Origin of the sequence: Lacticaseibacillus camelliae DSM 22697 = JCM 13995 (assembly GCF_001436615.1) — a bacterium.
Lineage (GTDB): Bacteria > Bacillota > Bacilli > Lactobacillales > Lactobacillaceae > Lacticaseibacillus > Lacticaseibacillus camelliae.
In genome coordinates, this window is the sequence record NZ_AYZJ01000062.1 from 1 (window position 1) to 22,351 (window position 22,351).

Genomic DNA, 22,351 nt, shown 5'->3' on the forward strand with positions numbered 1-22,351 from the left:
GGCAGAAGGTGGTAAAAAGTTTGGCAGAGGTGGTAAATTCCGATGGCCGCCTTCAGTGCGAGCTATCTATATATATTTCTGTATACCTTCTTGATTCGTGCTAGTGCTTGTCGTCGCCTCTTGTTCACCCCCTGGCTAGTTTTGCCGGTGCGGTTTCCGATTTCCACAGCGTTAAGTTCAGAATAGTAATACTGATACAACACCGTCTTATCAGCAGTTGAAAGGGTCGCAATGGCCGCTGCAAGATGCTCATTTTCGATGAAGGTTTCGAGATGTTCAACCTCGTCATCAGTTAAAAGAAAGTCTTCGGAATGTCCAGGATCGGCGATTTCTTCCAACAACCGTTCCTCAAGTGGCGTTTCTTTGAGGTCTTTAAAGTGTTTACGATAGAGGTTAATTCGTTCGTTACGAAGGACTTGTTGCATGTATCTGATGAACATTCGAGAGACCTCACGTTCGCGGCTCATGAATACAGCCTCCTTAGATTGACAGATAATTAGTTACACTTACGCAGGTCACAGGCCGAGGTTGAACATGGCGGTGAAACCAAAACGTTAAATTTAAATTAGGTAACTAATATCGTAGGAAGGCAAAAACCCATCAGCCAATATACATTGGCCAATGGGTTCAGGAGCGGTGTGAATCTGGTGAGAGTTCGCTAGATGTGTGCCGCAAATCGAATCGCTGTCAGCACAATGCCCGTTAATAAAGTGATCACGATTGCCAAGCCAATCAAGGCCGGGCTGATTGCGGCAATCCCCCAGCCAGTCAGTGCCAGAACCAGCGTCAATATACAGTTGCAGCCGATCGCTACTGCCACGGCACGACTGGGTCTGCTAGCCCAAAACGGCTTTTGAGTGCGGGTCATCAGGATCGTCTGCATCGCGCTAAAAATCAGATAGATGTAAAGGCCGGTGCTGACTTGTCCAGTCGTTAGACCAAGCCGTTGCAACCAAGTCAGCCAACCGTAGCCGACCGCTGACCAGCCTATGGCCAAGATGCCAGCAATCTTACTAAGTTTGGCCAGGTTCCAGCTTTCTGGCTGGTGGGTGATCGTCGTGCGGTCAGTGCCGAGCACAAGGGTCACACAATCATTCAGGATCGCGACCAGGATCATCGCGTTTAAGGTCAGCGGAATGAAGTGGAGAATCAGATAACCTAATGTCAGCAGGAGTGTCAGCTCCGCTGTGCGTGAAAGCTTGGTGATCGTCCAGGTCATCATGCGTTGATAGACGCGGTGGCCGGCATCTAGGATCTCGATGATCGGGGTCAGGCCGTCTGCTAGCAAGACCATGCGCGCCGAGCGCTTGGCGAGGTCAACGGCACTGTCAACGGCGATACCAACGTCGGCTTGTTTCAAGGCGGGGGCGTCGTTGACCCCGTCGCCGGTCATACCGACCACACAGCCTTCACCTTGTAAACGCTTGGCCATCGCCAATTTGTCTTCTGGGGTCACGTCGGCGATGCCTGCGAGGTCTGCAATTTTGGTCCCGACATTAACCTCGGTGTACGAGCGCACCTCACCGTTTAGCCCAACTGCTTGGGCAATCGCGGCGGCAGTTTTTTGATTATCGCCAGTCAGCATGATCACTTTGACGCCGCGTGCCTGCAGAGCCTTGATGGCAGTTGCGGAATCTGCCCGAGGTTGGTCTTGGAGGACGAACAAGCCTATTAGTTGTGAATCAACGACCACGGCTGCCGTACGGCCTTCGGCGAAGTTGACCGCCGATAAGTCTGGGTGGTTGGTGGCCAGTGTCGCCAATTTTTTCAATGCCCCGAGTTTCACGTTGACGGTAGCGCTATCGGTGACCACGGTGGCTTGGGAGTAGCCGATACCGGAGGTGAACGGCGTGAATTCATGCTGAGGCCAGGCCTTAATGTTGTGTGCTTGAGCATAGTTGAATAGCGCCGCGTCGATCACGCTGGCATTGCGCGTATCCGCTGCACTGATCGCTAGTTGGGTCACATCGGCGTCTGGGAGCGTTGACCAGTTGTAGAAGGCCACCACAGCGGGTTTGTTGGCAGTAATCGTGCCGGTTTTATCCACGAGTAGCACATTCATATTGGCAGCTTCCTGAATCCCGGTGAGGTCGGAAACTAAGACGTGCTTGGTGCTCAGGACCTTGGCTTCGACCGAGTTAGCAACGGCAAAACTCGATGGCATGGCGATTGGGATCGTTGCGATGAACAGCATTGCCAGAAACGGTAGCATGGCGACCAAGTCTTCATGGCGGACAATGGCCACGATGATCAATAGCACGGCCAACACCGCATCGAGTGCTGCCAGATAGCCGATGATTTTACCCAATAGCTTTTGCAAATGGCCCGGCGCCGAGCTTTGGTTGATCAGGCTGATTGTTTTGCCGCTGCGGCTATTAGCACCGGTGGCGGTGACGATTGCTAAGGCATTGCCGGAGAGGACTTCGGTGCCGGCATAGGCCGTATCACCAGGGGTGCGGTTGACGGCCTTGGCTTCGCCTGTGATACTGCTTTCGTTGACTTCCAGCGTGTCCGTCAGTAGACGCACGTCGGCGGGGATAATGTCCCCTTGGCGTAGGCTGATGAGGTCGTCAACGACCAAGTGCTTGGCTGACACCTGTTTCCACTTGCCGTCGCGGCTGACCGCGGTGGTCGGCGATAAGTCATGTGATAGGCTGCGTAAGACCGTGTTGGCGCGGCGAGATTGAATTGCACCATTGACCGCGGCAAAGAGCAACATTAGCACGATGAACCCGGCTTGGATGCCCTTGCCTAACACGATTTCAATGATCAGCGCCGCTTCGAGTATCCACGCGCTAGGCTCCCACAGCCGAGTGATAATGGCCGTGGCAAAGTTGAAGGGGGGTTCGGCCACTTCGTTGAAGCCATCACGGGCCAGTCGCCGGTCAGCTTCGGCTTGGGCGAGGCCGTTTAAATCGTTTTTTTCGGTCATAGTAGACACCAGCTTTCTGCAAGATAACAAACGGCCGCGCACATATTCGTGCTCGGCCGCTGGATCAATGCTAATTAGTCGAAGTCGACCGAATCTGGGAAGTGGGCTAGGCGCGTGCCGTCAGCGCCGAGTTCTTCTTCAATCCTCAACAGTTGGTTGTATTTCTCCACACGCTCGGAACGGGCCGGGGCGCCGGACTTGAGTTGCGCAGCGTTTGTGGCGACGGTAAAGTCAGCGACAAAGGTGTCGCCGGTTTCACCAGAACGGTGAGACATCATGGTAGTGTAGCCGTTCTTGCGTGCTAAGCGGATTGCTTCCAGCGTTTCGGTGACCGTGCCAATCTGGTTAAGCTTGATCAAGATACTGTTGGCCATGCCTTGTTTGATGGCGTCTTTGATCAAGGCGGGGTTAGTGCAGACTGGATCGTCTGCGACGAGTTGCACGCGGTCGCCGTACTTCTTGGTGAAGTCAGCGAAGTGGCCCCAGTCTTCTTCCCCATAAGGATCTTCGATGGAGATGATCTCTGGGAACTTGTCCAGCAGGTGAATGTAGTATTCGCCTAATTCGGCAGGCGTGTAGGTTTTGCCTTCAAAGTCATAGTTCTTGGTATCGCGGTTGTAGAAGTATGATGCCGCCGCGTCAAAGGCGATGGCGATTTCCTTGCCAGGCGTGTAGCCTGCCTTGATGATGGCGTCATGCAGCATCTGCAAGGCGTCTTCGGAGTTCTTGAGGTCAGGCGCAAAGCCCCCTTCATCGCCGAGGCCTGTGGTGTAGCCGGCTTCTTCGATCACCTTCTTCAAGGTGTGGTAGGTGTTGACGATTTTCTCGAAGCCATCACGGAAGCTGGAACGATCGACTGGAGTGATCATAAATTCCTGAATATCGATGCCGTTGTCGGCGTGCTCACCACCGTTGATCACGTTGTGGAACGTTTGTGGCAGCTCCAAGTCGGTGCCGCCGAGGTAGCGATACAGCGGTGTGTGCAAGGCGTTGGCTGCTGCACGGGCAGTGGCCATTGACACCCCTAAGATCGCGTTAGCCCCTAGGCGTGCTTTGTTAGGTGTGCCGTCTAAGTCGATCATCAGCTGGTCGATGTGGGCTTGGTTGAAGGGGTCGGCACCGTGCAAAGCCTTGTTGATCTCGGTATTGACGTTGGCCACGGCCTTTGAGACGCCTTTGCCTTGGAGCCGGTCGCCGCCGTCGCGCAACTCGACGGCTTCTTTTTCGCCGGTCGATGCACCAGATGGTACCTCCGCGCGGCCGAGCGTACCGTCCGACAGAATAACATCGGCCTCAACAGTTGGGGTGCCGCGGGAATCGAAGATCTCGCGCGCCTTCACAGATTCAATCACTACTGACATAATTGTGCTCCTTCCGGTAAAAAAAGATGGCGTCTACTGCACGCAAAATCTGTGCAGTAGACGTCATCAAATTGATTTACCAATTAGTTTTAGTGGCGAACGTCATCGCCGATTAACTTTTAACACCCAAAGCATACTCCCTTACGAAATTTTGCGCAAGCCAGACCGACAAATTTTCGTGCAAAAGGCGGACTTGTCTTACAGCTGTACGTTTTGCTATAATGCTAGGCGTTATATTAAATTTTAATGAGTGTAACCACACGGCTGCCAGTATTTTGGTAGCCGTGTTTTAGGGGGAAGTTCAATGCAGCGATTGCGATACCAAGATATTTTAGCGGTGTTCATCGGCGGCTGCTTCGGTGGGGTCGCCCGTTGGGGAATCAGCTTGTGGCTCAATGATGCCGACACGATGTTCGGCACCACGGCGGTGAATCTGGTGGGCAGCTTCATACTGGCGTTTGTCACATACGGTCTAGCGGTGTACATCGACTTGCCGAGCTGGCTGATTTTGGCGTTAGGGACTGGTTTTGTCGGCGCGTTCACGACATTTTCGACGATGGTGCTGAACCTCTACAAACACGTTGGCGAATCGCCGGTGTATGCGATCGGGATCTTCTTGCTTGAGCTGCTTGTTGGTTTAGGCGCGGCGTTTGGCGGCTATTTATGCGCCGAGGCCTGGGGAAGGCGGCGACAGACATGGTGATGTTAGTAGCTTTAGGTGCCGGGGTCGGCGCCGTGATGCGGTATGTGCTGACGCAGCTAGGCAAGAACTGGTGGCCTGGGGTGCCGCTGGCGACGCTTGTGATCAATGCTAGTGGTGCCTTCTTAGCGGGATTTTTGGCGATGTGCGCACTGCCGCAAGCGTGGTCACTGCTACTTTTGACCGGTGTGTGTGGTGGGTACACGACTTTTTCAACATTCATGACTGATGCGTTTATCTTATTGCGCAACCGGCGTTACCGTGCGTTTGTTTGGTATTATTTTGGCACGACGGGAGCCGGGATAGTCACCCTGACCATCGGTGTGTGGCTGGGTAGCCTGTGGTGAGATAAGGCAGTACTTACTTACTCGATAATGACACCTATAGACAATCATGGATAATGGTGTTATATTGGCATCGAACATGATAGGCGAAGGTGTTCGCCATAACCGTTATTCAACTAATGACACCTAGTTTCGGGCATTTAGTCCGGGCTAGGTGTCTTTTTTCGAGAAGGAGACGATAAAATGGAGATTTTAACAATCGGCCCGCGGCAATCAACTGTAGGAATTGACATTGCCGTCATCAACGCCGCGCGTCTGGCCTCCGCATTAGGAAAAGACGCTGCGCCAAGTGCTTATACGCGGCTGTCACCGGTCATGCGGGACATCGTGAAATTCTGGGGAGTGGCACCGCCAATAGTGGTCAAGGCAGTTGCTGGGGCCGCGGGCGGTGTGGTGATGGTCGGCCATAACGACTTGGCAGTGAGTGCTCCAGACATTAGTGAAGCCAACGTTGTAGCGGTCGTGGATAATCATCGGATGAGTGGTTTTCGTGCTAGTCATCCGGTATACATTCGTCTCGAACCTGTGGCCAGTGTCAACACGATACTCACCGAACTCTATCAAGAGCGTGGCGTGATGCTTTCGCCTTTGTCAGCAGGGCTTTTGCTGACGGGAATTTGGTGCGATACCAGTCAGCTCACAACTGATGCGACAACTGAAAAAGACCAGGTGGCTGCGGCTTATTTGGCTGATCGAATACAGCGTGATCGTCACTTATTAGCTGATCGGGTTAGTGCATGGGTAAGCGCTTGAACTCTGTCCGCAACGATGTTATATTGACGGTGAACAAGTGAAATGGTGATGACGTTCACCCTAATACAAGCTAATTGTTGATGACGTCTGTCTTAATACCCTGTGCTGTTGCAGGGTAATGAGGCAGACGTTTTTTCTTTCTGACCCGGGAGGTGAGTAGATGCATAAGATCGCAGTGATCGCCGACGTACACGGTAATTACAGTGCCCTGCAAGCTGTGCTGCAAGACGCACACGAACAACACGCCACCGATTACATGGTGTTGGGCGACATTGGCAACCGTGGCCCAGAGCCAGCAGCGTGTGTGCAGGCACTTCAAGTACTCCAACCGCTGGCGTGGGTGATCGGCAACCACGAAGAAGTTTATGCTAGCCTGTTGCACCACCGGTTCGTGACGTTTGAGAAGAACCAAAAAGCAGTCGTGGCGATCATCACGTCGGCTTTTGACCGCGAGCATCTCACCGCGACACAGTTTCGTTGGTTGGCTAGTCGGCCGCTACATCAAGAATTAGTGATCGATGGCGTGAAGTTGAGCATATTTCACGCAACGCCGACCACCAGCCGTGGTCATCAAGCAGAACCTGTGGCTAAGCAACAGAACTTCGATGCGTTGCTGGCCGGCAGTGACGCAGACATTGCGCTGTATGGCCACACCCACCAGCCGCTGATGCGTCAAACTACTGATGGCCGCTACATCATGAACCCCGGTAGCGTCGGCTTAGCGACGTCACTGCAACCGCAGTTAGCCGCTGGGCGCGCCCAGTATGGCTTGTTGACTATTGATGCCGGCCGTTTCAGCAGCTGGACGCTCCGTGTGCTCCCGTACGACGTTGATCAGGAGCTAAGGTTAGTCACCCGTGAACAGCTTCCCTATGCGGCGCTGTATACGCGGACGTTGACCACCGGTGCATTCGGCTACAGTACCGTTGATGTGACCGCAGAAAATATGACCCATAATTACGGCGCCAAAGCCCAAGCCTTGATTGCCGCTGACGCGTGGTAGGAGGAGAACGATGACAGAAGCAACTTTGATTCGGGTGGTGACTGATGAGGTCATGCAGACGCTGACCCATCAAGAACTGGTGAAGCAGATCTTCGCATATTTCTGGCAGCGTGGGATCGTCGACGGCACGATCCGCCGCACGATCATGGGCGTCAACAAGTATAACGAGATGCGCCAAAGCCTACGCAAGCCAAGACGCGGCAACGACTTGCCGGTGATCATCGAAACGGTGCAAAGCGGCGACAACTTGCAGGCAATTTTGGCTGAATTGACGCAGCTCGTTGACGATCGCGGTCAGATTACGACAGTTCAAGGACAGACAGGGAGTGACATTGAGATGGACGATACCGCAGCATACTATGACGTGAAGTTATTTACCCGAGAAGACAATAAGCACTTTGCCCCAGACCACTACACCAAGATCGTGGCGCATTTGCAAGCGATGCACGTGCGCTGGGTCAGTGTCACCCGCGGTATCGCAGGATATGACGACGGCCGCCATGTGCACGAAGAAACCGCAGCGCATAAGAGCTCACACTTGCCAATCGTCATTGAAACGGTGGTGGATCGTGCGAGCCTGCAGGCGGTGTTGGCGACGTTCAAACCTTTGTCGGAAGATGGCTTGTTGTTTACGGTGCCGGTGGCGTTAGTCAACGGGCCCTACTAGCGGACTACTTACCAAGGTTGCCATTTTAGGGTTTACCTTCGGTATCTACCTTATTTAGTCATTCAGAAGGTCTGCATTGCAATGTCGATACAAAGCCAAAACAATGCCAATACCCGGCACAGCCTACTACGCGAGTTTCAGCGTAAAGGTTGTGCCGGGTATTGTTTTAGATGTGAATTTATCAATTCAGATTTTGCTTATCATCCTTGTATGACTGGATAGCCTTTAACTCTTGGTACGTTTGATGGATTTCCTTAATTGGTAGATCCCGATACTTTGATTGCTTTGTAATTGTTCGCCCATTCTGATCGGTATCTGGCACACCGTCCTCATCAACTGGTGTGTAAGGGCGAAAGTAGTGCATAATCTCATTGAGTTGCTCAGCTAGTCCGTCTAACTGTCGTGGTGAGAAGTCCCCCATCATGTGCATCACTCTGCGAATCTCCGCGACCTTTGGCATATATTCATCGATTCGATCAAGAACGGCCGTGGTTTCTCCAACCGCGGCTTCTTTTTCTGTCCGCAACAACTCTGACGGCATGACGTTAAAGAACTTAGCGATACCAATCAAGTTCTCATAAGTAGGATGATTCATCTCGCGTTCCCAGTTTGAAATAGCCTGTCCATTGACTGGCGTGTCCAAAGCGGCGCCAAGTTCTGATTGTGACATACCACTTTGAAGGCGGAGCCGTTTTAAATTTGGGCCAAAATATTGTACTTCTGTCATGTTGATCACCTCACCATCAGGTTACCAGATAATCAATCATACGACAAGTTCAGCAGCTATAATTGAAAGTTTTGTAGCTATGAAAAAGCTAAGGAAATCGGTTAAAAGCCTTGGTATCATTGCAGTAACGTATAGATGGTTAATACGATTAGTGATGAAAGGAGAAGGCCACGCCGCCACGCGCGGCGTGCAGCGCGAAAGCCGCAAGCGTGAGCGGCGGCGGTCGGCGTAGCCGGCCGCCTAGACCCCCATGTACTAACAGGGGGGTCGTAAATGACACCTATCTACCTGATTTCCGGGTAGAAACGTTGATACGACACAGAACTTACCGACTGGACAATTCAAGCTGATGTCCAGTGGTAACAAGATTAGGAGGTAGACAATTTGGGTTACTGGAGTGATTCAGTACGGCGGCGCCGTAAAGAATTGAATCTGACACAGGTACAGCTATGTCACCGGCTTGGTATCACACAACGCCACCTTAGTCGCATCGAAAATGGCGAAGCGTGTAGTAGCGGCTTACAAATGTACATTGATAAAACGCTCAATAATTGGACCGATGAGCCGGAACTGCAACTGCTAATTGATTATGTACGGATTCGGTTTCCGACACAGGATATGGACAAAATCGTCGATGACCTCTTACGTTTGCAAACGGATTGTATTCTGTCGGAAGATCGCGCGGCGTTTGGTTATCAGTTCACCCGCTCGCTGGGTCAGATCAAAGTCTACGGCTCTGATCCAGGCCACAAGGAATTAGGCACGTTGCTAGAATTACGCGGTCAAGGCTGCCGCCAAATGGAAAGCGTTCTGTTAGGCCGAGGTGACACCTGGTATGACTTTCTTAATCAGTGTCTGGATATGAAAGGCGTGATGAAACGGCTGGATCTAGCAGTTAACGATATGGTCAATATGTTGGATATTCCAAACCTGATTCATAAAATTCAGGCCAACGAGTGTATCACCGTCATGCGTGAGTACCAAGGCACGGTATCTGGCCACATCTATCATGAAGACGACGAAGAATTCGACGATGAAACTGGCACTACGTTATACATTGGGTCCACCAAGAGTGAATTGTACTTCTGCCTTTACGAGAAAGGGCCAGAGCAGCATAAGAAAGGTCTGACAACCAACATCTATAACCGTTTTGAAATTCGTTTGAAGAACACCCGAGCGGAAAAGGCTGTTGATGATCTCCTTTGCTATCGTGATGAAGAACGCACGATATTTGGCATTATCAAACGTTACCTCCGCTTCGTCGATGCTCAAAAAGGCAAGCCGCGGTTGGATTGGCCGCTCAACAAGAATTGGCAACGATTTGTCGGTCATGATCGCCAGCCGCTGCGCTTGACGACTGCCCCAGAACCGTTCGATCTCAACCGTACGCGGGCATGGGTGGACACGCAGGTTGCGCCAATGCAACGAGTGCTCCATGAAATTGACGCATACTGGGGAAACCAGAAGACGATGCAGTCTATTCGTGAAGCACCCTTAAAAGACAAGCATCTGCGAATCATCGAACAGAACACAGTTGGCGCAGATCAACTTGAGAACGGATTGTTTGAAGCAATGACACCTGAAAGTGAGCAATCAAAAAAGGATGACCACGCCGACCAAAGCAAGTAGTCACCCTTCACAGATAAGATATGGGTCCTATCTGTGCTGATTATCTCACACAGATGCTAGACACAACAAGTGAGGTAATGAATGAAAATCAAATACAATCCAGTCTCGGACAGTGATGCTGAATGGGGCAATAAGGAAGCCGTTTTGAGCCGATACGACGGCTTAAACAAATACACGCTCAATCGTTGGCTATGTGAGATGCGTGACAACAATCTGTGGCGGGATGGCGTCTTGAACCCAACGCACAAGCTCGTCTTCATCAATTTCGAGGTATTCGACGACTTTTTGTACTGGAAGACACATGGCTATTCAAAATTGCGCAGAAAATAATGGGTTTGGATGTTAAAATAGAATCTGCTAATAGAGATTCAGTTTTGCCCTTTTCCTTACCCGGAAAGGATAAAACATGTATTTTGAAGAAAGAAAACGCAAGAACGGTAAGTCAACGTATTATGCAGTGGATCGCTATGTTGATCCGCTGACTGGCAAAGCAAAACGGGAAGTCGTCAAGTTCACCACGAACACGGCGCGCGCCCGTAAGCAGGCCGAACGCTACTTAGCTGCAAAGATTGAGGAGCTGATTGCGGAGAAACAAGGTGCCTTCAACGGCGCCGCGATGGTTACATTCGGTGAGCTGAAAGCAAAATGGTTGGAAACTTGGCAAACCACGGTCAAGCCGCCAACCGTCACGCGTGAGAAAATGGTGCTGAAACGAATAGCGGAGCTAATGGCAGATGACGTCTTACTAGAAGTGATTACACCACTGCTAATTCAGAACCTGTTGAATGACTACAAGAAGAAGTATCACTCGACCCATTCGACGATGCAGCATATCAAGTGCTCGCTCAACAAAATCTTCGACTATGGCGTTCTGCACAACGCGATTCCGTTCTCACCAACGCGTGTGATCAAACTCTCTGCCAGTTCAAAGGAGAAGCGCGAAAAGCGACTGCGCCGCGAAGCGAAGTTTCTTGACGAGCACGAAGTTCACGCCTTGTTGGCAGAATTGCGCAAGCGACGGCATCAGACCTACTACGATCTGGCGCTATTCATGATTGGGACGGGCTGTCGGATCGGTGAAGCGGCCGCATTGACGGAAGCTGACATTGATTTCGAGAACCGGCTGGTAACAATCGACAAGTCCTTGCAATATCACGACCTGCGCGTTGATGAGTATTACGAAGACACCACTAAGACCGAAGCTGGTGAACGTGTCGAAGAACTGCCGGGCTTTGCCATTGATGCCGTAAAGCGTGTCATTGCGCGTAACAAGGCATTCGACGAACACATGGCCGACTTTCCGGCGGACGCCTTTCATGCTTCCAAGTCGCTGTTTAGGACGGAGTACGGCTCACCAATCACCTCGCACAGCTTTCGTGAGATTCTAACGCGAATCAACAAGTCGTTGACGAAGCACTGCCAAGAATGGTATGGCTTTGAATGGACGAAGAACGCGATTCCTCACGGCTTCCGCCACATTCACATTTCCGTGCTGCGCGATGACCCGACGATTTCACTCAAAGAAGTGCAGAAGCGGGTCGGGCATGTTCGAGCCGAAACTACGGATGGCTACACGCATACTCTTGATGAAAATCAAGACAAGTCGGTGGAAGCCATCACGCGGTTCATTGAAAAAATCGGGTGAAGTTGAACGGTAGTGTTTGGGAATTTAACGATGCTGCCCACGTTTTGCCCACGTTTACGAAAAAATGACAACCCAAGGGCCTCAAACCCTTGGTACTAAAGGAGTTACAAACAATGGCACAAATTCAATGGTTCCCTGGCCACATGGCCAAGGCCCGCAATCAGGTTCAAGAAAAATTAAAACTGGTCGATCTCGTGCTTGAGGTCGTCGACGCGCGGGTCCCAGAGGCCAGTCGAAACCCGATGATGAACCAAATCGTCGGGCAAAAGCCGCGCATTATGGTCCTGAACAAGAAGGACCTGGCGGACTCACAGAAAACGGCCGAGTGGCTGGCTTACTATCGGAAGCAGGGCTATGAGGCCATTGCCATCGACGCCCAGCACGCCAAGCGGTTGCAGCAGATTCCGCAGCTGGCACGGCAGATGATGAAGGCCAAGCTAGAAAAGCAGAAGTCCCGCGGCATTCGCAATCCGGGGCTGCGCGCGATGTGCATCGGCATCCCCAACGTTGGCAAGTCGACAGTGCTGAACCGTCTGGTGAAGAAGAACATCGCCGTGACGGGCAATCGGCCTGGCGTCACCAAGAACCAACAGTGGCTCACCGCGGACGACACATTCCAGGTTCTCGACACGCCGGGGATTCTTTGGCCGAAGTTTGAGGACGAGACTGTGGGCAACAAGCTCGCGCTGACCGGCGCCATTGCTGACACGGTTTATCAGTCCGACAGTGTCGGCCTGTACGGGCTGACCTTTTTCCAGCAGGCGTATCCGCAGGCGCTGCGCAAGGCGTACGGGCTGAATGACGACGACATGGCGCAAAAGCCCGCCGACCTAATGGTGACGCTTAGTCAGAAGTGGGGTTACGGCGAGGAGTACAACCGGGCCGCCGAGCGCGTGATTTTTGATGCGCGCCAAGGAAAATTTGGCGCGTTCACGCTGGAAGAGCCAGGTGATCTCGATGGCCACGCTGAGTGAGTTAAAAAAGCAGCTGATTGTGCATCCGACCGACGAGCTGCTGGAGACGCTGGCCGCCGACTCGCGTGTCGGGGCACAAAACCTGCTGGACTGGTACCAGCGCCGGCAGGCCACGGCCGAGGCTGAGGCGCTGGATTTGCAGTATCGCTCTCGCTACGAGCATGAGCTGTGGCCGAAGTTTCCGCATATCGCGGGAATCGACGAGGTCGGGCGCGGGCCGCTGGCCGGGCCGGTGGTCACCTGCGCCGTGATTTTGCGTCACGACTGTCAGCTGCCGGTGAACGATTCCAAGCAGCTGACGCGCCACGAGCGCGAGCACCTGTACCCGCTGATTGTCAGCCAGGCGTTGGCCGTCAGCATTGGTGTTGCCGACAACCACATGATCGACCGCGAAAACATTTATCACGCCACGGAACTGGCAATGGGCGACGCGGTGGCACACCTGCGCGTGACGCCGGATTTCCTGCTGGTCGACGCGATGCACGTGCCCAGCGCGGTGCCGCAGCGGAAGTTGATCCACGGGGATGCCAACAGCATTTCCATCGGCGCGGCCAGCATCGTCGCAAAGGTCGTGCGGGACCGCCTGATGGTCATGTACGACGGCATTTACCCTGGCTACGATTTTAAGGACAACATGGGCTACGGCACCAAAAAGCACCTGGAAGGGCTCGACCGCTACGGCGTGACCGAGATTCACCGCATGAGCTTCAGCCCGGTGCGCGAAGCTGCCTCTCGCTAGTCTGCGGATTCCGCAGGCTTTTTTCGTAATCTACTCCTGAAAGGCGGGAATGCGAATGAAGCTGCGAGAACTGATGCTGCTGTGGCACTGGGCGCTGTACACGAAAAGCTGGCAAACGGAACAACGCCTGTGGGACGAAATCACCCGCCGCGGGCTGACCGCGGACAACCCGGTGACCGAACTGAGCAACTGGCGACCGCTTCAGGAGATACGGCCCTACGCCGAAGATGCGGCGTGGCTGGCCACGGTGCGCCAGTATTGCCGCACTGGCCTGTTTGTCACGCGCTTTGACCCGACTTACCCGGAGCGCCTAGCGGAAAGCAATCAGCCGCCGTTAGTGCTGTTTTACCGCGGCCGCATTGACCTGCTCGACAACATGACGCTGGCGGTGGTCGGGGCGCGCCGGGCCACCAGCTACACGGAAACGGCGCTGCGCCGGCTGGGTGAGACGCTGCCGCCGCTGGTGATCCTGAGCGGGCTGGCCGCCGGCGCTGATGGCATGGCGCACCGCTTTGCGCTTAGCAAAGGCTGGCCCACAGTGGCAGTAATTGCCACGGGTTTGGACGTCACGTACCCGCCGGTCCACCATCAGCTGCAACAGCTCATCGCCGAGAACGGCCTGGTGCTTAGCGAGTATCCGCCAGGCACCCAGCCGCAGAAGTTCCAGTTCGTCGCGCGCAACCGCATCATTGCCGGCTTGGCGCATGGCGTGCTGGTGACGGAGGCCGCGGCGCACAGCGGCAGCCTGATCACGGCCAACTACGCCTTGCAGAACAATCGTGAGGTGCTCGCGCTGCCCAACCGCATCGACGCGCCGACCGGAGAAGGGTCCAATCTACTGATCCAGGCCGGGGCCAAACTGGTCACGACCGGCCAGGATATTGCGGATGAGTTGCACTTTTTTCCGTGAACGAGCAATATATATAGAAGAAACTCGCAGTGGGCTAGTGGGCGACCAGTAGCCCTTTTGCGTAGTTGCAGTGGCCCGGGCTCTGCCAGTTCCATTTGACAAAGCCGCTCCGGCTCGAATATGATAGCCAAGGATTTTGGGCAACTGCTCAACGAAAGGGGGGCGCACATGACCGCCAAGAATTTGGTCATTGTGGAATCGCCAGCGAAAGCAAAAACCATCGAGAAGTACCTCGGTCGCAATTACAAGGTCGTGGCCAGTCTGGGTCACATTCGCGACCTGCCGAAAAGCCAGATGGGGATCGATTTTGACAATAATTATGCACCCAAGTACATTTCTATCCGTGGGAAAGGCGACGTCATCAAGGACCTGAAGAAGGCCGCCAACAAGGCCGAGCACATCTACCTTGCAGCCGATCCGGACCGTGAAGGGGAAGCCATTGCGTGGCACGTCAGCCACATCCTGAACCTTGACCCGAAGGACAAGAACCGGGTTGTCTTCAACGAAATCACCAAGGATACCGTTAAAAACGCGTTCAAGAGCCCGCGGTCAATCGACATGAACCTGGTCGACGCCCAGCAGGCCCGCCGTATTCTCGACCGCATCGTGGGCTATTCCATCAGCCCGCTGCTCTGGTCGAAGGTCAAAAAGGGTCTGAGTGCCGGCCGTGTGCAGTCCGTTGCCTTGAAGCTGATCATCGATCGCGAAAACGAGATCCGCAACTTCAAGCCGGAAGAGTACTGGAGCTTGGACGCCGAGTTCAAGAAGGGCAAAAGCGCTAAGTTTGCCGCCAGCTTTTACGGGCTGAACGGCAAGAAGACGCCGCTGCCAAACAACGACAAAGTGCAGGACGTCCTGCGCGGCATCGACAAGAAGAAGCCGTTTGCCATCACCAATGTGGTGAAGAAAGAGCGCAAGCGGTTCCCGGCGCCGCCGTTTACCACCAGTTCCATGCAGCAGGAAGCCAACCGGAAGCTCGGCTTCCCGACCCGCAAAACGATGATGCTGGCCCAGCAGCTGTACGAAGGCATCAATCTCGGCGGCAAGCAAGGCACGGTCGGTCTGATCACCTACATGCGTACCGATTCGACCCGTGTCTCCAGCGTCGCCAAGACGGAAACGTCGAAGTTTATCCACGAAAAATACGGCGAGCCGTACGCCGCGGTTAAGATTCGCCAGGGCAAGATGCAGGAAGGCGCCCAGGACGCCCATGAAGCCATTCGCCCGTCGTCCACTTACCGCACGCCGGAAAGCCTCAGCAAGATCCTGGACAAGGATCAGATGAAGCTGTACCGGCTGATCTGGAGCCGGTTTGTTGCCAGCGAAATGACGCCGTCCGTGGTCAACACGGTGCAGGTCACCCTGCAGCAAAACGAGGCCACTTTCCGCGCCAACGGGAGTCAGACCAAGTTTGCCGGGTTCACGAAGCTGTATGTCTCCAGCCGCGACGAGGCCGCCAAGGACAACCTCTTGCCGGACCTCAAGGTGGGCGACGAGGCCATGCTGGTCAAAACCGACCCGGCGCAGCATTTCACCCAGCCGCCGGCCCGTTACTCTGAAGCCAACCTGGTCAAGGCGCTGGAAGAAAACGGCGTCGGGCGGCCGTCGACCTACGCGCCGACTATCGCGACGATTGAGAAGCGCTACTACGTCAAAATGACGGCGAAGCGCTTTGAACCTACCGAGCTGGGCGAGATCGTCAACAACCTGATCGTCGAGTTTTTCCCGGACATTGTCGACATCAAGTTCACCGCGACCGTTGAGTCCGAACTTGACTCGATCGAAACCGGCAAGACGCACTGGGTCAAGGTCATCGATGACTTCTACCAGCCGTTCAAGCGGGAAGTCGCGACCGCCGAAAAGGGCATCGAGAAGATCCAAATCAAGGACGAGCCCGCCGGCTTTAACTGCGATGTCTGCGGCGCGCCGATGGTCATAAAGCTTGGCCGCTACGGCAAGTTCTACGCCTGCTCGCGGTTCCCGAACTGCCGCAACACCAAGGCCATCACCAAGGAAATCGGCGTGATTTGCCCGAAGTGCGGCAAGGGTCAGGTCGTCGAGCGCAAGTCCAAGCGCAACCGGACGTTCTACGGCTGCTCGCGCTACCCGGACTGCGACTTCGTGTCTTGGGATAAGCCGGTTGGGCGCAACTGCCCGAAGTGCGGCCACTTCCTAGTCGAAAAGCGCAGCCGGGGCAAGGTCCAAGTGGTCTGCCCGAATAATGATTACAAAGAAGAAACTGTGAAGGCCTAAGCGCGCGGCGCGAAGGCTGGGGCACGATAACGCCGCGGGGGCTGCCCTGCGGCGTTTTTTAAAAAAGAAAAGAGGATGCTTATGCCCACTGTGAATGTGATTGGCGCCGGCCTGGCCGGCAGTGAAGCCGCGTGGCAGATCGCCCAACGCGGCGTTGACGTGAACCTGTACGAAATGCGCCCGGTCGAAATGACCCCGGCGCACCACACCAGCGCGTTTGCCGAGCTGGTCTGCACCAACTCGCTGCGCGCCAACGCGATTACCAACGCGGTGGGCCTGCTCAAAGAGGAAATGCGGCGGCTGAACTCGGTGATCATGCAAAATGCCGACGCCAATGCGGTGCCGGCCGGCGGCGCGCTGGCCGTGGACCGCGAACCCTTTTCCGCCGGCGTGACCGCGGCGCTGAAGGCGAACCCGCACATCCATGTGGTCAACGAGGTGGTCGATGATTTTCCGGAGGGCATCACCGTGGTGGCGACCGGCCCGCTGACGGCTGAAGGGCTGGCCAAGCGGATCGTCGCGCTGAACGGCGAGGACGGGCTGCACTTTTTCGACGCCGCCGCGCCGATCGTTGACGCCAGCTCGATTGATACGGACATCGCCTTTAAGCAGTCGCGCTACGACACCGGCGAGGCCGCGTATTACAACTGCCCGATGAACCGCGACGAGTACTACGCGTTCCAGGACGCCTTGATGAGCGCGCAGGTCGCGGAAGGCCACGAGTTTGAAAACCTCACCGTGTTTGAAGGCTGCATGCCGGTCGAAGTGATGGCCCAGCGCGGCCGGCGGACCCTGCTGTTCGGCCCGCTCAAGCCGGTCGGCCTGATCGATCCGCGCACGGGCAAAGGGCCGTTTGCCGTGGTGCAGCTGCGCCAAGACAACGCGGCCGCCAGCCTGTACAACATGGTCGGGTTCCAGACACACCTGAAGTGGGGCGAGCAAAAGCGCGTCTTTCGCATGATTCCAGGGCTTGAGCACGCGGAGTTCGTCCGTTACGGCGTCATGCACCGCAACACGTACATGAACTCGCCGGTCGTGCTGAAGGACACCTATGAAAGCACCAAGCGCCCTGGCCTGTTTTTCGCCGGCCAGATGACCGGCGTGGAAGGTTACGTGGAGTCGGCGGCCAGCGGCCTGATCGCCGGCATCAACGCCGCGCACCTGGCGCTGGGCGAGCCCACCGAGACTTTTTCGACAGATACGGAAATGGGCGCGATGGCGCATTACATCACGCACACCAGCCCGCGCCACTTCCAGCCGATGAACGCGAACTTCGGGATCATGGAAAGCCTCGATACGCCGATCAAGAATAAAATCGAGCGCAATCAGGCCTACGCGGACCGGGCGCTGGCGGCGCTTGAGCAGCGTCAGCTTCAGCAAGCCTAACCGTTTACAGGATCGCCGGCAGCGGCGGTCCTGTTTGCGTTAAACTAGAAGACAGGAGGTGAGCGCATGGACGAAGTCGAGGAGTTTATGGAATATCTCAAGGTGGAGCGCCATTACACCGAGGACACGCAGCACGCCTACCGCGAGGACCTGGATGACTTCACCCAGTGCCTGAAGGCCAGTGGGCATTTTTCGACGTTTGAAAAAGTCGACCGGCTGGACGTGGAGACCTATCTTTCCGACCTGGCCGACCGCAAGCTGGCGCGCAGTTCGGTGGCGCGGAAAATGAGCAGCATGCGCAGCTTTTACCGCTACCTGATCCGCGTCGGCAAGGCCACGGTCAATCCGTTTGAGCTGGTCGAAACCAAGAAGTCGCACAACCACCTGCCAAGTTTTTTCTACGAGCAGGAGATTCAAGAACTGTTCACCACAACCGCCGGCGACAAGCCGCTGGACCAGCGCAACGACGCGCTGCTGGAGGTGCTGTACGGCACCGGCATTCGGGTGTCCGAGTGCGCGAACCTGACGCTGCCGCAGATCGATTTCGACTTGGAAGTCATGCTGATTCATGGCAAGGGCAACAAGGACCGCTACGTGCCGTTCGGTAATTACGCCAAGCGGGCGCTGCAGCGTTACCTCAAGGACGGCCGGGTCCAGCTGATGAAAAAAGCCGAGCCCACCAATGTAGTGTTCGTCAATCAGCGCGGCAAGCCCATCACCTCGCGCGGCATCGAGTACATTCTCGACCAGCTGATCAAGCAGACCAGCCTGACCGCCGACATTCATCCCCACATGCTGCGGCACAGTTTTGCCACGCACATGCTGAACCACGGCGCCGACCTGCGCACGGTGCAGGAGCTGCTGGGCCACGCCAGTCTGTCCACCACGCAGATCTACACGCACATGACGACCGACCACCTGAAGCAGGACTACATGAAGTATTACCCCCGGCACAATTAAGCACTCTCGACCAGACAGTGCTAAAATCAGTCGAAGGGCTGATGTTTCGCGCCAGGCAGACCGGTAAACTAGGAACCATTATGACAGAACGTCATTTTACTCAGATAGGAGATTAAACAATGACAACAATCGCAGCCGTTAGAAAAAATGGGCACACCGCGATCGCCGGGGATGGCCAGGTCACCCTGGGCGAGAAAGTGATCATGAAGGGCAACGCCCAGAAGATCCGCCGCATTTACAATGACCAGGTCGTCATCGGCTTTGCCGGCGGTGTGGCCGACGCCATCACGCTGGAAGACTGGCTGGAAAAGAAGCTGGAAAGCCACGCCGGCAACCTGCGGCGCTCGGCCGTTGCGCTGGCCCAGGACTGGCGCAAGGACCCGACGCTGCAAAAGCTGCAGGCCGAGCTGATCGCGCTGGATAAGGACGACCTGCTGTTGATTTCCGGCCAAGGCGAGGTCATTGAACCAGACGCTGACGTGATCGCCATCGGTTCGGGCGGCAATTACGCCCAGGCGGCCGCGATGGCGATGATCCGCCACACCGACATGAGTGCGGAGGACATCGCCAAGGAGGCCATTGAGATCGCCTCGAACATCGACATTTTCACCAACCAGAACATTCGGGTCGAAAGCTTTTAAGGAGGCCGCTTATGTCAGTTAAAACACCTAAAGAAATCGTGGCGGCGCTGGACAAGTACGTCATTGGCCAAGACGAGGCCAAGCGCGCCGTCGCCGTTGCCTTGTACAACCGCTACCGGCGGATGCAGCTGCCGGAGAAAATGCAGCAGGACATCACCCCGAAGAACCTGCTGATGATCGGGCCCACCGGGGTCGGCAAAACGGAAATCGCCCGCCGGCTGGCGAAGGTCGTCAACGCGCCGTTCGTGAAGGTCGAGGCCACTAAGTTCACCGAGGTCGGCTATGTCGGCCGCGACGTGGAGTCCATGGTCCGCGACCTGGCGGACACCGCCGTCAAGATGGAAGAGGACAAGGCCTACGGGAATGTGCGCGGCCGTGCGACCCGCGAGGCCAACAAGCGCCTGGTGCGTCTGCTGGTTCCAGCCATCAAGAAGGAAAAGAAGACCCAAAACCCGATGGCCGAGATGATGACCATGCTGCAGAACATGCAAAACGGCGAGGGCGTCCAGCAGCAGCCCAAGGAAGAAGACGGCGAGCTCAACGACGAGATCCGCAACCAGCGTCTGAGCGTCGCCGACCAGCTCGAAAAAGGGCTGCTTGAGGACAAGGAAATCACGGTGGCCGTTGAGGACGACAAAAAGCCGGCCGGCGCCAGTGACACCATGGGCGCCATGGGCATCGACCTGTCCGACATGATGGGCCAGATGATGCCGAAGCGCAAAGTGCAGTGCACCATGACCGTGCGTGAAGCGCGCGAAGTCTTCATTCGCGAGGAATCCGCCAAGCTGGTCAACCACGCCGACATTTACCACGATGCCATCAAGTCGGCTCAGGACAACGGAATCATTTTCATTGACGAAATCGACAAGATCGCCGCGGGCAACAAGAACACCTCAGGGGAAGTCTCCCGCGAAGGCGTGCAGCGCGACATTTTGCCAATCGTTGAAGGCTCTGTGGTCAACACCAAGTACGGGCCGCTGAACACCGAGCACGTGCTGTTCATCGGCTCCGGCGCGTTTGCCACCGCCAAGCCGTCCGACCTGATCGCCGAGCTGCAAGGGCGCTTCCCGATTCGCGTTGAGCTGAAGGACCTGACGAAGGAAGACTTTGTCCGCATTCTGACTGAGCCGGACAACGCGCTGGTCAAGCAGTACATGGCGCTGATCAAAACCGACGGCGTCAAGGTCACCTTCACCAAGGAGGCCATCGAGCGCATCGCCGAGATCGCCATCGACGTCAACCGCGACACCGACAACATCGGCGCGCGGCGGCTGGCGACGATCCTGGAGAAGCTGCTGGAGGACGTCCTGTACGAAGGCCCTGACATGCAAATGGGTGACATCACCATCACCGAGAAGTACGTCAACGATAAGGTTGGCGACATTGCGGCGGATAAGAACATGACGCGGTACATTCTGTAACCGACGACCAAAAAATGACGGGCCAGGCGGCGCGTCATTTTTTGCGCGGCGCTTTCGGCTTGAAAGTGAAGCGTTCTCATGGTTTAATTAAAGCCAGTGACTTTTATGGCTAATCAATATTTATCAAAGGAATGAGTTAAATGGTAACGTTGACCAATGATTTTCTCACGGTCACGATCGACCCGCACGGCGCCGAAGTGACCAGCATCATCAACAACAACACCGACCGGGAATATATCTGGCAGGCGGATCCCCGTATTTGGAAACGCCACGCGCCGGTGCTGTTTCCCATTGTTGGCGCGCTGAAGAACGATGAGTACCGCTACAACGGTCAGACGTACCACATGACCCAGCACGGCTTTGCGCGGGACCGCGATTTTGCCGTCGAGCAGCAGTCCAAGACGGCGGCGGTGTTCACCCTGACCGACGATGCCGAAACGCTGAAGATGTACCCGTTCAAGTTTGTGCTCAAGCTGACCTTCCTGCTGGAGAACAACGGCCTGACCGTGACGTACCACGTGGAAAACCCGGACAACAAGGATCCGCTGTACTTCAGTATCGGCGGCCACCCTGGCTTCCAGGTCCCGCTGACTGACGACACGAAGTTCGAGGATTACTACCTGGGTTTCCAGCCGCTGAAGTCGCGGGTCCGCGTGCCGCTGGTGGCTGGCCAGGGCATTGACTACGCCCACCGCACGCTTGCCTCGACCGATGCCAACTTGCAGCTGCACCACGAGTTTTTTAAGAATGACGCGGTGATTTACGAGCTGAACGGCCGCTCGGCGTTCTCACTGCGGTCGGATAAGACGCGCCACGGCGTGATGCTGACGGTGGCCGATGCGCCGTTCATGGGCGTCTGGAGCCCGTACCCGAAAACCGGCAACTTTGTCTGCCTGGAGCCGTGGTGGGGGATTGCCGACACTATCGATGCGACCGGTGACTTCACTAAGAAGCTCGGCATCAACAAGCTGGACCCGATCACGACCTTTGATCACAGCTACCTGATCGAGATTTTCTAAAAAATTGTGGTCTCTGCGCCTGATTTGATTTATCATTAAAAACGGTAAATTTAGAGAGACGCCAAATTCACAATAATAGAGTTCCCCGCCAGACAAGTGGTGGTCGCGTAGTCGCGACCATCGCTTGTTTTTTTTCGGCCAGCTGACTGGTTCTGGCATTGAGCAGCGGTCAAGGTAGGGAACCGATACGGAGGAAAGCGCATGGATGTTGCAGAATTAGAGACAAAATACCCCCTCAATTTTCAAGTCAAGTGCAACGATGATAACGAATCCTTGATAGTGGTCTA

The 22,351-nt window shown here is 55.2% G+C and carries 21 protein-coding genes and 3 riboswitches; of the genes, 17 read left to right on the forward strand and 4 right to left on the reverse strand.

What is annotated here, in order from left to right; all coding sequences use genetic code 11:
- Positions 1-62: 62 nt before the first annotated feature.
- The 3 genes from FC75_RS09290 to eno all read right to left on the reverse strand — a co-directional run bounded on the left by FC75_RS09290 (position 63) and on the right by eno (position 4,293).
- Complete coding sequence (locus tag FC75_RS09290; RefSeq protein ID WP_024305590.1) at positions 63-467, reverse strand: sigma-70 family RNA polymerase sigma factor; 405 nt, start codon at positions 465-467, stop codon at positions 63-65.
- Between the two features lie 191 nt (positions 468-658).
- Positions 659-2,932 carry an HAD-IC family P-type ATPase gene (locus FC75_RS09295; protein ID WP_056989726.1) on the reverse strand — a complete coding sequence of 758 codons (2,274 nt, stop codon included), beginning with the start codon at positions 2,930-2,932 and terminating at the stop codon, positions 659-661.
- Between the two features lie 74 nt (positions 2,933-3,006).
- Positions 3,007-4,293 (reverse strand): phosphopyruvate hydratase, encoded by a 1,287-nt coding sequence (gene eno, locus FC75_RS09300; RefSeq protein WP_054665239.1) that lies wholly within the window; start codon positions 4,291-4,293, stop codon positions 3,007-3,009.
- A 50-nt stretch (positions 4,294-4,343) separates the two neighbouring features.
- A riboswitch (Fluoride riboswitch) is annotated at positions 4,344-4,412 on the reverse strand.
- A 185-nt stretch (positions 4,413-4,597) separates the two neighbouring features.
- Between eno and FC75_RS09305 the strand changes: the two genes are divergently transcribed.
- From FC75_RS09305 to FC75_RS09325, 5 genes are all read left to right on the forward strand, one after another.
- Positions 4,598-4,996 carry a fluoride efflux transporter FluC gene (locus tag FC75_RS09305; RefSeq protein ID WP_003594413.1) on the forward strand — a complete coding sequence of 133 codons (399 nt, stop codon included), beginning with the start codon at positions 4,598-4,600 and terminating at the stop codon, positions 4,994-4,996.
- Positions 4,990-5,340: a fluoride efflux transporter FluC gene (locus FC75_RS09310; RefSeq protein WP_003594414.1), complete on the forward strand. Its 351-nt coding sequence runs from the start codon at positions 4,990-4,992 to the stop codon at positions 5,338-5,340. The genes FC75_RS09305 and FC75_RS09310 overlap by 7 nt, the downstream gene beginning before the upstream one ends.
- Positions 5,341-5,413: 73 nt before the next feature.
- Positions 5,414-5,473, forward strand: a riboswitch (Fluoride riboswitch).
- Between the two features lie 47 nt (positions 5,474-5,520).
- Complete coding sequence (locus tag FC75_RS09315; RefSeq protein ID WP_003594415.1) at positions 5,521-6,090, forward strand: DHH family phosphoesterase; 570 nt, start codon at positions 5,521-5,523, stop codon at positions 6,088-6,090.
- Between the two features lie 35 nt (positions 6,091-6,125).
- A riboswitch (Fluoride riboswitch) is annotated at positions 6,126-6,187 on the forward strand.
- A 63-nt stretch (positions 6,188-6,250) separates the two neighbouring features.
- A complete protein-coding gene (locus FC75_RS09320) occupies positions 6,251-7,093 on the forward strand; it encodes a metallophosphoesterase family protein (RefSeq protein ID WP_003594416.1) in 843 nt (280 codons plus the stop codon).
- 10 nt (positions 7,094-7,103) lie between these two features.
- Positions 7,104-7,760, forward strand: a complete 657-nt coding sequence (locus FC75_RS09325) for a DUF190 domain-containing protein (protein ID WP_003594417.1) — start codon at positions 7,104-7,106, stop codon at positions 7,758-7,760.
- Between the two features lie 181 nt (positions 7,761-7,941).
- Here FC75_RS09325 and FC75_RS09330 read toward each other — a convergent pair whose 3' ends face one another.
- Entirely contained in the window at positions 7,942-8,487 is a 546-nt protein-coding gene (locus tag FC75_RS09330) for a helix-turn-helix domain-containing protein (protein ID WP_024305598.1), read from the reverse strand.
- Positions 8,488-8,871: 384 nt separating this feature from the next.
- Between FC75_RS09330 and FC75_RS09335 the strand changes: the two genes are divergently transcribed.
- The 12 genes from FC75_RS09335 to FC75_RS09390 all read left to right on the forward strand — a co-directional run bounded on the left by FC75_RS09335 (position 8,872) and on the right by FC75_RS09390 (position 22,064).
- Positions 8,872-10,116: a replication initiation factor domain-containing protein gene (locus tag FC75_RS09335; protein WP_080596330.1), complete on the forward strand. Its 1,245-nt coding sequence runs from the start codon at positions 8,872-8,874 to the stop codon at positions 10,114-10,116.
- Positions 10,117-10,197: 81 nt separating this feature from the next.
- Entirely contained in the window at positions 10,198-10,446 is a 249-nt protein-coding gene (locus FC75_RS09340) for a hypothetical protein (protein WP_003594420.1), read from the forward strand.
- A gap of 76 nt (positions 10,447-10,522) precedes the next feature.
- On the forward strand, positions 10,523-11,761 hold the full coding sequence (locus tag FC75_RS09345; RefSeq protein WP_056989727.1) for a tyrosine-type recombinase/integrase: 1,239 nt from the start codon (positions 10,523-10,525) through the stop codon (positions 11,759-11,761).
- 113 nt (positions 11,762-11,874) lie between these two features.
- Positions 11,875-12,735, forward strand: a complete 861-nt coding sequence (gene ylqF / locus FC75_RS09350) for a ribosome biogenesis GTPase YlqF (protein WP_056989728.1) — start codon at positions 11,875-11,877, stop codon at positions 12,733-12,735.
- Positions 12,719-13,474 carry a ribonuclease HII gene (locus FC75_RS09355; RefSeq protein ID WP_056989729.1) on the forward strand — a complete coding sequence of 252 codons (756 nt, stop codon included), beginning with the start codon at positions 12,719-12,721 and terminating at the stop codon, positions 13,472-13,474. Before ylqF ends, FC75_RS09355 begins: the two co-directional genes overlap by 17 nt.
- Positions 13,475-13,529: 55 nt before the next feature.
- On the forward strand, positions 13,530-14,384 hold the full coding sequence (gene dprA, locus FC75_RS09360) for a DNA-processing protein DprA (RefSeq protein ID WP_082623138.1): 855 nt from the start codon (positions 13,530-13,532) through the stop codon (positions 14,382-14,384).
- Positions 14,385-14,552: 168 nt separating this feature from the next.
- The gene (topA, locus tag FC75_RS09365) at positions 14,553-16,637 is read left to right on the forward strand and encodes a type I DNA topoisomerase (RefSeq protein WP_054666468.1); all 2,085 of its coding nucleotides are present in this window, start codon (positions 14,553-14,555) and stop codon (positions 16,635-16,637) included.
- A gap of 81 nt (positions 16,638-16,718) precedes the next feature.
- A complete protein-coding gene (gene trmFO, locus FC75_RS09370; RefSeq protein ID WP_056989730.1) occupies positions 16,719-18,023 on the forward strand; it encodes a methylenetetrahydrofolate--tRNA-(uracil(54)-C(5))-methyltransferase (FADH(2)-oxidizing) TrmFO in 1,305 nt (434 codons plus the stop codon).
- Between the two features lie 66 nt (positions 18,024-18,089).
- Positions 18,090-18,983 carry a tyrosine recombinase XerC gene (gene xerC / locus FC75_RS09375; protein ID WP_056989731.1) on the forward strand — a complete coding sequence of 298 codons (894 nt, stop codon included), beginning with the start codon at positions 18,090-18,092 and terminating at the stop codon, positions 18,981-18,983.
- A 119-nt stretch (positions 18,984-19,102) separates the two neighbouring features.
- Positions 19,103-19,624, forward strand: coding sequence for an ATP-dependent protease subunit HslV (gene hslV / locus FC75_RS09380; RefSeq protein WP_056989732.1), 522 nt, complete (start codon positions 19,103-19,105; stop codon positions 19,622-19,624).
- Positions 19,625-19,635: 11 nt separating this feature from the next.
- A complete protein-coding gene (gene hslU, locus FC75_RS09385; RefSeq protein ID WP_054666287.1) occupies positions 19,636-21,045 on the forward strand; it encodes an ATP-dependent protease ATPase subunit HslU in 1,410 nt (469 codons plus the stop codon).
- 140 nt (positions 21,046-21,185) lie between these two features.
- Positions 21,186-22,064 carry an aldose 1-epimerase family protein gene (locus FC75_RS09390; RefSeq protein WP_056989733.1) on the forward strand — a complete coding sequence of 293 codons (879 nt, stop codon included), beginning with the start codon at positions 21,186-21,188 and terminating at the stop codon, positions 22,062-22,064.
- Positions 22,065-22,351 lie beyond the last annotated feature (287 nt).